Source organism: Luteimonas huabeiensis HB2, from assembly GCF_000559025.1.
Lineage (GTDB): Bacteria > Pseudomonadota > Gammaproteobacteria > Xanthomonadales > Xanthomonadaceae > Luteimonas > Luteimonas huabeiensis.
The window spans coordinates 75,124-84,657 of sequence record NZ_JAAN01000032.1; the positions used below are offsets into that span (position 1 = coordinate 75,124).

Consider the following 9,534-nt stretch of genomic DNA (forward strand, 5'->3'; position numbering starts at 1 on the left):
TCCTGCCCTGGCCCCTGACCTCTGGGCCCTGGCCTCCGCCTTACCAGCTCGCCTTGCGCAGGCCCGGCACGTCGCCGCGCATGGTGGCCTCGCGCAGCTTGTTGCGGCCCAGGCCGAACTTGCTGTAGACCGCGCGCGGACGCCCGGTCAGCGCGCAGCGGGTGGTCTGGCGGGCCGGGGACGAATCGCGCGGCAGCTTCTGCAGCTTGGCCACCGCGTCCATCTTCTCCTCGTACCCCGCCGACTCGCTGCTGATGATCTTCTTCAGCGCGTCGCGCTTGGCGGCGTACTTCTTCACCAGCTTCGCCCGCTTGATCTCGCGGTTGACCATCGAGGTCTTTGCCATTGTGTGGAACCCTTAATTGCGGAACGGGAAGCGGAAGGACTCGAGCAGCGCCTTGGCCTCCGCGTCGGTCTTCGCCGTGGTGGTGATGGCGATGTCCATGCCGCGGATGGCGTCGACCTGGTCGAAGTCGATCTCCGGGAAGATGATCTGCTCCTTCACGCCCATGTTGTAGTTGCCGCGGCCGTCGAACGAGCGGCCCGACACGCCGCGGAAGTCGCGCACGCGCGGCAGCGAGACGTTGATCAGGCGGTCCAGGAACTCGTACATGTGGTTGCGGCGCAGGGTGACCTTGCAGCCGATCGGCCAGCCGTCGCGGATCTTGAACGAGGCCACCGAGACCCGGGACTTGGTCACCAGCGGCTTCTGGCCAGCGATCTTGGCCAGGTCCGCGGTGGCGTTCTCGAGGATCTTCTTGTTCGCCGCGGCCTCGCCCACGCCCATGTTGAGCGTGATCTTGGTCAGCTTCGGCACCTGCATCGGATTGGTGTAGCCGAACTGCTTCATCAGCTTCGGCACCACTTCGTCCTTGTAGAACTTTTCCAGACGGGTCGTCATTTCAGCATTCCTCAGGCGTCGACCGCCTCACCGCTGGAGCGGAACACCCGGATACGGCGTCCATCCTCCAGCACCTTGGTCCCGATGCGCGCGCCCTTGCCGGTGGCAGGGTCGAACAGCATCACGTTGGAGATATGGATCGGCGCCTCGCGCTCGATCACGCCGCCGGGCTGGTTGGCCTGCGGGTTGGGCTTGGTGTGCCGCTTGACCAGGTTGACGTTGGACACGACGACCTTGTCGCCGAGCACGCGCAGCACCTCGCCCTGCCGGCCCTTGTCCTTGCCTGCGATCACGACGACCTGGTCGCCCTTCTTGATACGGTTGGTAGCCATTTATTCTGTCCTTGCGCTCACAGCACTTCAGGCGCGAGCGAGACGATCTTCATGAACTTCTCGGACCGCAGTTCGCGGGTCACGGGCCCGAAGATGCGCGTGCCGATCGGCTCGTGCTTGTTGTTGAGCAGCACGGCGGCGTTGCCGTCGAAGCGGATCAGCGACCCGTCCGGGCGACGCACGCCCTTGCGGGTGCGCACGACGACGGCGTTGTACACCTCGCCCTTCTTCACCTTGCCGCGCGGGATGGCATCCTTGACCGACACCTTGATGATGTCGCCGATCGCGGCGTAGCGGCGCTTGGAACCGCCGAGCACCTTGATGCACATCACTTCCTTGGCGCCGGAGTTGTCGGCCACGTCGAGGTGGCTCTGCATCTGGATCATGGTCAGCGCTCCTCGTTATTCCGCTGCACGCGTGACGATTTCGACCACGCGCCAGTTCTTGGTCTTGGACATCGGCGCGATCTCGACCACGCGGACGGTGTCGCCCTCGTTGCACGCGTTGTCGGCGTCGTGGGCGTGCAGCTTGGTCGAACGGCGGATGTACTTGCCGTACAGCGCATGCTTGACCTGGCGCTCGACCAGGACCGTCACGGTCTTGTCCATCTTGTTGCTGACCACGCGGCCTTCGACCGTGCGCAGCTTCTTCTCGGCCTGCTTCATAGCAGTGGTGTCCTCGCTCATCTCGGCCGTCCTCACTTCTTCGCGCCAGAGTCGATCTGGCCGATCAGGGTGCGCACGCGAGCGATCTCGCGGCGCACCCGACGGGCCTCGTGGGTCTTGGCCAGCTGGCCGGTCGCCTTCTGCATGCGCAGGGAGAACTGCTCCTTGTGCAGCTCGAGGAGGTGGGCCTTCAGGTCGTCGGCCGACTTCTCGCGGAGTTCCTTGATCGTAGCCATCAGCGCACCGTCCGGGTCACGAATTGGGTGGTGACCGAGAGCTTGGCGGCGGCCAGGCGGAACGCCTCGCGGGCGGTCGCCTCGTCGATGCCCTCGATCTCGTAGATCATGCGGCCGGGCTGGATCTGGGCCACCCAGTACTCCACGTTGCCCTTGCCCGAGCCCATTCGGACCTCGATCGGCTTCTTGGTGATCGGCTTGTCGGGGAACACGCGGATCCACATCTTGCCGCCGCGCTTGACGTGGCGGCTGATGGTGCGGCGGCCGGCCTCGATCTGGCGCGCGGTGAGCTGGCCGGTCGCGGTCGCGCGCAGGCCGAATTCGCCGAAGCTGACCGCGTTGCCGTTCCAGGACAGGCCGTCGTTGCGGCCCTTGTGCATCTTGCGGTATTTGGTTCGCTTGGGTTGCAGCATGACTTAGTCCCTCGCCTCGCGATCACGATCCCGGCGCGGGCCGCGCGGGCGCTCGTTGCGCTCGCCGCGATCGCCGCGCGGCGAATCGTCCTGCTTCTCCTGGCCCACCTGGCTGAAATCGAAGATCTCGCCCTTGTAGATCCAGGTCTTGATGCCGATGATTCCGTAGGTCGTCTTGGCCTCGGCGAAGCCGTAGTCGACGTCGGCGCGCAGCGTGTGCAGCGGCACGCGACCCTCGCGGTACCACTCCGAACGCGCGATCTCGGCGCCGTTGAGGCGGCCGGCCACGTTGACCTTGATGCCCAGCGCGCCCAGGCGCATCGCATTGCCGACCGCGCGCTTCATCGCGCGACGGAACATGATGCGGCGCTCGAGCTGCTGCGCGATCGACTCGGCGACCAGCTGCGCGTCCAGCTCGGGCTTGCGGACCTCGGTGACGTTGATGTGCGCCGGCACGCCCATCATCTGGCTGACCTCGCGGCGCAGCTTCTCGATGTCCTCGCCGCGCTTGCCGATCACCACGCCCGGGCGGGCGGTGTGGATCGTCACGCGCGCGGTCTTGGCCGGGCGCTCGATCAGGATCTTGCTGATGCCCGCCTGCGCCAGCTTCTTGCGCAGCATCTCGCGGACCTTCAGGTCGGCGGCCAGGTACTCGGCGTATTCCTTCTTGCCGGCGTACCACTTCGAGTTCCAGTCCTTGGCGATGCCCAGGCGGATGCCGGTGGGATGAACTTTGTGACCCATGTTACTTGCCCTCTCCCACGACGACGGTGATGTGGCTGGTCCGCTTCAGGATGCGGGTGCCGCGGCCCTTCGCGCGCGCCATGAAGCGCTTCAGCGTCGGGCCCTCGTCGACCATGATGGCCTTGACCTTCAGCTCGTCCACGTCGGCGCCCTGGTTGTTCTCGGCGTTGGCGATCGCCGACTCCACCACCTTCTTGATCAGGTGGGCGGCCTTCTTGTCGGAGAACTTCAGCAGGTTGACCGCGCGCTCGGCGGGCAGGCCGCGCACCTGGTCGGCGACCAGGCGAGCCTTCTGCGGGGAGATGCGGGCGGTGCGCAGGACCGCCTTGGCGCCATTCTGAGTAGTCATGGTCATCTCCTTAACGCGACTTCTTGTCGCCGCCGTGACCCTTGAAGGTCCGGGTCAGGGCGAACTCGCCGAGCTTGTGGCCGACCATGTTCTCGTTGACCAGCACGGGAATGTGGTTCTTGCCGTTGTGCACGGCGATGGTGAAGCCCACCATCTCCGGCAGGATCATCGAACGGCGCGACCAGGTCTTGATCGGCTTCTTGGTGTTGCTGCCCGCGGCCTCGACCTTCTTGATCAGATGGTGGTCGACGAACGGGCCTTTCTTCAGGGAACGTGCCATGGCCGATTAGCTCCTGCGATCGCGCACGATGAACTGCTGCGTGCGCTTGTTCTTGCGGGTCTTGTAACCCTTGGTCGGGACGCCCCACGGGGTGACCGGGTGCGGGTTGCCCTGGCCGGCGCGGGCCTCGCCGCCGCCGTGCGGGTGGTCGACCGGGTTCATCGCCGCGCCGCGGACGGTCGGCTTGATGCCGCGCCAACGCTTGGCGCCGGCCTTGCCCAGCTTCTCCAGGTTGTGCTCGTCGTTGCCGACCTCGCCGATGGTGGCGCGGCACTCGGCCGGCACCTTGCGCATCTCGCCCGAACGCAGGCGCAGCGTGGCGTAGCCCTGCTCGCGCGCGACCAGCTGGACCGAGGCGCCGGCGGCGCGGGCGATCTGCGCGCCCTTGCCCGGCTTCATCTCGATGCAGTGCACGGTCGAGCCGACCGGGATGTTGCGCAGCGGCAGCGTGTTGCCGACCTTGATCGGCGCGTCGGTGCCGGCGATCACCTGGTCGCCCGTCTTCAGGCCCTTCGGCGCGATGATGTAGCGGCGCTCGCCGTCCACGTAGCACAGCAGCGCGATGTGCGCGGTGCGGTTCGGGTCGTACTCGATCCGCTCCACGCGCGCCGGAATGCCTTCCTTGTTGCGCTTGAAGTCGATGATGCGGTAGTGCTGCTTGTGCCCGCCGCCGATGTGGCGGGTGGTGATGCGGCCGTGGTGGTTGCGGCCGCCGGTCTTGCCCTTCTTCTCGACCAGCGCGGCGTGCGGGGCGCCCTTGTGCAGCTCGGGCGACACCACGCGGACCGCGGAGCGGCGGCCGGCGGAGGTGGGCTTGAATTTCATCAATGGCATGGGACTGGATCCTGTTTAATGAAGTGCCGACGCGTCGGACTTCGTCAGACCTTGGCCGTCATCACGTCGATCGACTGGCCCTCGGCCAGCTTCACGTACGCCTTGCGCCAGTCGCCGCGGCGGCCGGTGCGGAAGCGGAAGGACTTGTTCTTGCCCTTCACGTTGACCACGTTGACCGCTTCGACCTTGACGTCGAAGAGCTTCTCGACCGCGGCCTTGATGTCGGCCTTGGTGGCGTCCACCGACACCTCGAAGGCGTACTGGTTGGACACTTCCTGCAGACGGGCGGTCTTCTCGGACACGCGCGGCGCGCGGATCACTTCGTACAGCTTGGCCTCGTTCATGCCAGCCACTCCTCGATCTTCTTGACCGCATCGGTCGTGATCAGCACGCTGTCGGCGCCGACCAGCGACACCGGATCCAGGCCCTGCACGTCGCGCACTTGCACGTAGGGCAGGTTGCGGGCCGAGAGATACAGGTGCTCGGACGCTTCCTCGGTCACGATCAGCGGGCGCCGGCCCAGGTCGCAGTCCTTGAGCTTGGCGACCAGCGCGCTGGTCTTGGTGGCCTCGACGTCGAACGCATCGACCACCTTCAGCCGGCCCTGGCGGTTGAGCTCGGACAGGATCGCCGACATCGCCGCGCGGTACATCTTGCGGTTGACCTTCTGCTCGAAGCTGCGCGGCTTGGCCGCGAAGGTCACGCCGCCGCCGACGAAGATCGGCGCGGTCAGCGCGCCGTGGCGGGCGCCGCCGCCCTTCTGGCGCTTCGACTTCTTGGTGGTGCCGGCGACCTCGGAGCGGGTCTTCTGCGCCTTGGTGCCGGCGCGCCCCGCGTTGCGGTAGGCGACCACCACCTGGTGCACCAGGTCCTCGCTGAATTCGCGGCCGAACACGGCGTCGGAGACCGACAGCTTCTCGTTGCTATTGTTGATGGCAAGTTCCATCGTCGTGACTCCTTATGCCTTGCTCGCAGGACGCACGATCACGTCGCCGCCCGGCGCGCCCGGCACCGCGCCCTTGACCGCGATCAGGCCGCGCTCGGCGTCGACCCGGATCACCTCGAGGTTCTGGGTGCTCTGCACTTCCGCGCCCATGTGACCGGACATCTTCTTGCCCGGGAACACGCGACCCGGGGTCTGCCGCTGGCCCAGCGAACCCGGCGCGCGATGCGACAGCGAGTTACCGTGGGTGGCGTCGCCCATGCTGAAGTTCCAGCGCTTGATCGTGCCCTGGAAGCCCTTGCCCTTGGTGACGCCCTGGACGTCGACCTTCTGGCCGACCTCGAAGATGTCGGCCTTGATCTCGCCGCCGACGGCGAAGTCGGCGATCTTGTCGTCGGCCACGCGCAGCTCCCACAGGCCGCGACCGGCTTCCACCTTGGCCTTGGCCAGGTGGCCGGCTTCGGGCTTGTTGATCAGCGACGCGCGCTTGTGGCCCACGGTCACCTGCACGGCGCTGTAGCCGTCGGTGTCCGGGGTCTTGATCTGGGTGATGCGGTTGGGCGTGGCCTCGATCAGGGTCACCGGCACGGAACGACCGTCCTCGGTGAACACCCGGCTCATGCCCGCCTTGCGACCGACGATTCCCAGCGAATACTTCTTCGCAGTCATGTCAGTGGCCTCAGGTCAGCTTGATCTGGACGTCGACGCCGGCCGCGAGCTCGAGCTTCATCAGCGCGTCCACGGTCTTGTCGTTGGGGTCGACGATGTCGAGCACGCGCTTGTGCGTGCGGGTCTCGTACTGGTCGCGCGCATCCTTGTCGACGTGCGGCGACGTCAGGATGGTGTAGCGCTCGATCTTGGTCGGCAGCGGGATCGGGCCGCGCACCTGCGCGCCGGTCCGCTTGGCCGTCTCGACGATCTCGCTGGCCGAACGGTCGATCAGGCGATGATCGAACGCTTTGAGCCGGATCCGGATCTTTTGGTCCGCCATGACGGAGTTCCTTAACGTTGAAAAGAGCGACGGGCCCGCGGCTGGGTGCGCGCAACCCCTGGAATCTGACGACTTGCCGGACCCGACCTCACCCACGGCCCGACAGCATCCCTGAACGAACAAGGCAGGCCGGTCACCCGGCCCGCCCAGACGAGAAACGCAGACGCGACGACATGCCCCATCCCATCGTGCCCCGGAAATCTCCGGAACGGGCGGAGCGCAGCCTCGCGACATGTCCCTGTCTGGCGAAAACGAAGCACTTCCTGCGCCTCATTTCGCGGTTCCGGGACCCGGCCGGAAAGGCCGAATCCCGAAGTGGTCGAACATTCTAGCGGCTCGGCATGCCCGGGCGCAAGGCCCGGGACGCCAGCCACGGGCGGGAGACGCGCTCCCGCCCCACGGGCATTACTTGAGGATCTTGCTCACCACTTGGTGCGCTCGAACTTACCTTTTGCCATTTTCTGCTGCCTCGGATGTGATGTATCGGGATTCGGAGGCCAGGGGCCAGAGGTGAGGCCGGGGAGAAGCGGGAAACGCTCCGATTCACCCCGATCTCCGGCCCCTGACTCCTGCCCCTGCCTTAGTTCTTCTTGATGACCGACTCGGCGATGTTGGCCGGGGCCTCGGCGTAATGGTCGAACTCCATCGTGAAGGTCGCACGGCCCTGCGTCATCGAACGCAGCGTGGTCGCGTAGCCGAACATCTCGCCCAGCGGCACCATGGCGTTGATGACCTTGCCCGACGGGCTGTCGTCCTGGCCCTGCAGCACGCCGCGCCGGCGGCTCACGTCGCCCATCACGTCGCCCAGGTAGTCCTCGGGGGTGACGATCTCGACCTTCATGATCGGCTCGAGCAGCACCGGGCTGGCCTTGTTGAAGCCCTCCTTGAAGCCCATCGAGCCGGCGATCTTGAACGCCATTTCGGACGAGTCGACCTCGTGGTAAGAACCGTCGACCAGGCGCACCTTGATGTCCACGATCGGATAGCCGGCCATGATGCCGTTGGCCATCGCCTCCTGGATGCCCTTGTCGACCGCGGGGATGTACTCCTTCGGCACCACGCCGCCGACGATGGCGTTCTCGAACACGTAGCCGGCGCCCGGCTCCTGCGGCGAGATCTCCAGCCACACGTGACCGAACTGGCCCTTGCCGCCCGACTGGCGCACGAACTTGCCCTCGGACTTGACCGCCTTGCGGATGGTCTCGCGGTAGGCGACCTGCGGCTTGCCGACGTTCGCCTCGACGTTGAACTCGCGCTTCATGCGGTCGACGATGATGTCCAGGTGCAGCTCGCCCATGCCGGAGATGATCGTCTGGCCGGACTCCTCGTCCGTACGCACGCGGAAGGACGGGTCCTCCTGCGCCAGGCGGCCCAGGGCCAGGCCCATCTTCTCCTGGTCGGACTTGGTCTTGGGCTCCACCGCCATCGAGATCACCGGCTCCGGGAAGCTCATGCGCTCGAGCACGATCGGCGCGTCCTGGGCGCACAGCGTGTCGCCGGTGGTGACGTCCTTCAGGCCGACCGCCGCGGCGATGTCGCCGGCGAGCACTTCCTTGATCTCATCGCGGTTGTTGGAATGCATCTGCAGCAGACGGCCGATGCGCTCCTTCTTGCCCTTGACCGAGTTCAGCACCTGGTCGCCGGCGCTGAGGGTGCCGGAGTAGACGCGGAAGAAGGTCAGCGAGCCGACGAACGGGTCGGTCATGATCTTGAACGCCAGCGCGGAGAACGGCGCCTTGTCGCTGGACTCGCGGGTCAGCTCCTTGGTCTCGTCGTCGACGTCCACGCCCTTGACCGCCGGCACGTCGACCGGCGACGGCAGCAGGTTGACCACGCCATCGAGCATCGCCTGCACGCCCTTGTTCTTGAACGCGCTGCCGCAGAACATCGGCACGATCTCGGTCTTGAGCGTGCGCTCGCGCAGGCCCCGGACGATCTCCTCCTCGGTCAGCTCGCCGCCTTCGAGGTACTTGTCCATCAGCTCCTCGCTGGCCTCGGCCGCGGACTCGACCATGAAGGCGCGCGCCTCGTTGGCCTGCTCCAGCAGGTCGGCGGGAATGTCGCGGTACTCGAAGGTCAGGCCCTGAGAGGCGGAATCCCAGTGGATCGCCTTCATCTTCAGCAGATCGACCACGCCCTCGAAGCCGTCCTCGGCGCCGATCGGCACCTGCATCGGCACCGGGAAGGCGCCGAGCCGCGCCTTCAGCTGGTCGCGGACCTTGAGGAAGTTGGCGCCGGTGCGGTCCATCTTGTTGACGAACGCGATGCGCGGCACGTGGTACTTGTTGGCCTGCCGCCACACGGTCTCCGACTGCGGCTGCACGCCGCCGACCGCGCACAGCACGAACACCGCGCCGTCGAGCACGCGCAAGGACCGCTCCACCTCGATGGTGAAGTCCACGTGCCCGGGGGTATCGATGATGTTGAAGCGGTGCTCGGGCAGCGACTTGTCCATGCCCTTCCAGAAGGCGGTGGTCGCGGCGGACTGGATCGTGATGCCGCGCTCCTGCTCCTGCTCCATCCAGTCCATGGTGGCGGCGCCGTCGTGCACCTCACCGATCTTGTGGCTCTTGCCGGTGTAGAACAGGATGCGCTCGGACGTGGTGGTCTTGCCGGCATCGATGTGGGCCATGATGCCGAAGTTGCGATAGCGTTCGATGGGAGTGGTGCGAGCCACGGTCGTCTCTCGTCTCTGGGCCCGGCCGATATGCCGGGCTGAAATGGCCGGATGCCGCCTTGCGGCGGCTTCCGGGATCGCTGCGGCGGCCGGATCGGCCGCTTCGGCCACGCGCGCCGCCTGGGGCGGCGCGGGCCGTGGGAATGGGCGCCCCGCAGGGCGCCCGGGG

The 9,534-nt window shown here is 66.5% G+C and carries 16 protein-coding genes; all 16 read right to left on the reverse strand.

Annotated features, from left to right (window positions below):
• Window positions 1-40 precede the first annotated feature (40 nt).
• The gene (rpsN, locus tag Z164_RS0113495) at window positions 41-346 is read right to left on the reverse strand and encodes a 30S ribosomal protein S14 (protein WP_024891218.1); all 306 of its coding nucleotides are present in this window, start codon (window positions 344-346) and stop codon (window positions 41-43) included.
• A gap of 12 nt (window positions 347-358) precedes the next feature.
• Window positions 359-901 (reverse strand): 50S ribosomal protein L5, encoded by a 543-nt coding sequence (gene rplE, locus Z164_RS0113500; protein WP_024891219.1) that lies wholly within the window; start codon window positions 899-901, stop codon window positions 359-361.
• Window positions 902-912: 11 nt separating this feature from the next.
• Window positions 913-1,233 carry a 50S ribosomal protein L24 gene (gene rplX / locus Z164_RS0113505; protein WP_024891220.1) on the reverse strand — a complete coding sequence of 107 codons (321 nt, stop codon included), beginning with the start codon at window positions 1,231-1,233 and terminating at the stop codon, window positions 913-915.
• A 17-nt stretch (window positions 1,234-1,250) separates the two neighbouring features.
• Window positions 1,251-1,619 carry a 50S ribosomal protein L14 gene (gene rplN, locus Z164_RS0113510; protein ID WP_024891221.1) on the reverse strand — a complete coding sequence of 123 codons (369 nt, stop codon included), beginning with the start codon at window positions 1,617-1,619 and terminating at the stop codon, window positions 1,251-1,253.
• Between the two features lie 15 nt (window positions 1,620-1,634).
• Entirely contained in the window at window positions 1,635-1,898 is a 264-nt protein-coding gene (gene rpsQ / locus Z164_RS0113515) for a 30S ribosomal protein S17 (protein ID WP_024891222.1), read from the reverse strand.
• Between the two features lie 32 nt (window positions 1,899-1,930).
• Window positions 1,931-2,134, reverse strand: coding sequence for a 50S ribosomal protein L29 (rpmC, locus tag Z164_RS0113520; RefSeq protein ID WP_024891223.1), 204 nt, complete (start codon window positions 2,132-2,134; stop codon window positions 1,931-1,933).
• Window positions 2,134-2,547: a 50S ribosomal protein L16 gene (rplP, locus tag Z164_RS0113525; protein WP_024891224.1), complete on the reverse strand. Its 414-nt coding sequence runs from the start codon at window positions 2,545-2,547 to the stop codon at window positions 2,134-2,136. The genes rpmC and rplP overlap by 1 nt, the downstream gene beginning before the upstream one ends.
• A gap of 3 nt (window positions 2,548-2,550) precedes the next feature.
• Window positions 2,551-3,291 (reverse strand): 30S ribosomal protein S3, encoded by a 741-nt coding sequence (rpsC, locus tag Z164_RS0113530; protein WP_024891225.1) that lies wholly within the window; start codon window positions 3,289-3,291, stop codon window positions 2,551-2,553.
• A 1-nt stretch (window position 3,292) separates the two neighbouring features.
• A complete protein-coding gene (gene rplV, locus Z164_RS0113535) occupies window positions 3,293-3,640 on the reverse strand; it encodes a 50S ribosomal protein L22 (RefSeq protein WP_043690133.1) in 348 nt (115 codons plus the stop codon).
• A gap of 10 nt (window positions 3,641-3,650) precedes the next feature.
• Entirely contained in the window at window positions 3,651-3,920 is a 270-nt protein-coding gene (gene rpsS, locus Z164_RS0113540; protein WP_024891227.1) for a 30S ribosomal protein S19, read from the reverse strand.
• Between the two features lie 6 nt (window positions 3,921-3,926).
• Entirely contained in the window at window positions 3,927-4,754 is an 828-nt protein-coding gene (gene rplB, locus Z164_RS0113545) for a 50S ribosomal protein L2 (protein WP_024891228.1), read from the reverse strand.
• Window positions 4,755-4,798: 44 nt separating this feature from the next.
• Window positions 4,799-5,098: a 50S ribosomal protein L23 gene (gene rplW, locus Z164_RS0113550; protein ID WP_024891229.1), complete on the reverse strand. Its 300-nt coding sequence runs from the start codon at window positions 5,096-5,098 to the stop codon at window positions 4,799-4,801.
• The gene (gene rplD / locus Z164_RS0113555) at window positions 5,095-5,700 is read right to left on the reverse strand and encodes a 50S ribosomal protein L4 (RefSeq protein WP_024891230.1); all 606 of its coding nucleotides are present in this window, start codon (window positions 5,698-5,700) and stop codon (window positions 5,095-5,097) included. The genes rplW and rplD overlap by 4 nt, the downstream gene beginning before the upstream one ends.
• A 12-nt stretch (window positions 5,701-5,712) precedes the next feature.
• The gene (rplC, locus tag Z164_RS0113560) at window positions 5,713-6,366 is read right to left on the reverse strand and encodes a 50S ribosomal protein L3 (protein WP_043690136.1); all 654 of its coding nucleotides are present in this window, start codon (window positions 6,364-6,366) and stop codon (window positions 5,713-5,715) included.
• Between the two features lie 10 nt (window positions 6,367-6,376).
• Complete coding sequence (gene rpsJ / locus Z164_RS0113565) at window positions 6,377-6,688, reverse strand: 30S ribosomal protein S10 (RefSeq protein WP_024891232.1); 312 nt, start codon at window positions 6,686-6,688, stop codon at window positions 6,377-6,379.
• Between the two features lie 580 nt (window positions 6,689-7,268).
• The gene (fusA, locus tag Z164_RS0113570; protein ID WP_024891233.1) at window positions 7,269-9,365 is read right to left on the reverse strand and encodes an elongation factor G; all 2,097 of its coding nucleotides are present in this window, start codon (window positions 9,363-9,365) and stop codon (window positions 7,269-7,271) included.
• Between the last annotated feature and the right edge of the window lie 169 nt (window positions 9,366-9,534).

What these genes read in the sequence shown, in the direction of transcription:
- rpsN (WP_024891218.1), bottom strand. Translation starts at nt 346, where the DNA reads ATGGCAAAGACCTCGATGGTCAACCGCGAGATCAAGCGGGCGAAGCTG.
- rplE (WP_024891219.1), bottom strand. Translation starts at nt 901, where the DNA reads ATGACGACCCGTCTGGAAAAGTTCTACAAGGACGAAGTGGTGCCGAAG.
- rplX (WP_024891220.1), bottom strand. Translation starts at nt 1,233, where the DNA reads ATGGCTACCAACCGTATCAAGAAGGGCGACCAGGTCGTCGTGATCGCA.
- rplN (WP_024891221.1), bottom strand. Translation starts at nt 1,619, where the DNA reads ATGATCCAGATGCAGAGCCACCTCGACGTGGCCGACAACTCCGGCGCC.
- rpsQ (WP_024891222.1), bottom strand. Translation starts at nt 1,898, where the DNA reads ATGAAGCAGGCCGAGAAGAAGCTGCGCACGGTCGAAGGCCGCGTGGTC.
- rpmC (WP_024891223.1), bottom strand. Translation starts at nt 2,134, where the DNA reads ATGGCTACGATCAAGGAACTCCGCGAGAAGTCGGCCGACGACCTGAAG.
- rplP (WP_024891224.1), bottom strand. Translation starts at nt 2,547, where the DNA reads ATGCTGCAACCCAAGCGAACCAAATACCGCAAGATGCACAAGGGCCGC.
- rpsC (WP_024891225.1), bottom strand. Translation starts at nt 3,291, where the DNA reads ATGGGTCACAAAGTTCATCCCACCGGCATCCGCCTGGGCATCGCCAAG.
- rplV (WP_043690133.1), bottom strand. Translation starts at nt 3,640, where the DNA reads ATGACTACTCAGAATGGCGCCAAGGCGGTCCTGCGCACCGCCCGCATC.
- rpsS (WP_024891227.1), bottom strand. Translation starts at nt 3,920, where the DNA reads ATGGCACGTTCCCTGAAGAAAGGCCCGTTCGTCGACCACCATCTGATC.
- rplB (WP_024891228.1), bottom strand. Translation starts at nt 4,754, where the DNA reads ATGCCATTGATGAAATTCAAGCCCACCTCCGCCGGCCGCCGCTCCGCG.
- rplW (WP_024891229.1), bottom strand. Translation starts at nt 5,098, where the DNA reads ATGAACGAGGCCAAGCTGTACGAAGTGATCCGCGCGCCGCGCGTGTCC.
- rplD (WP_024891230.1), bottom strand. Translation starts at nt 5,700, where the DNA reads ATGGAACTTGCCATCAACAATAGCAACGAGAAGCTGTCGGTCTCCGAC.
- rplC (WP_043690136.1), bottom strand. Translation starts at nt 6,366, where the DNA reads ATGACTGCGAAGAAGTATTCGCTGGGAATCGTCGGTCGCAAGGCGGGC.
- rpsJ (WP_024891232.1), bottom strand. Translation starts at nt 6,688, where the DNA reads ATGGCGGACCAAAAGATCCGGATCCGGCTCAAAGCGTTCGATCATCGC.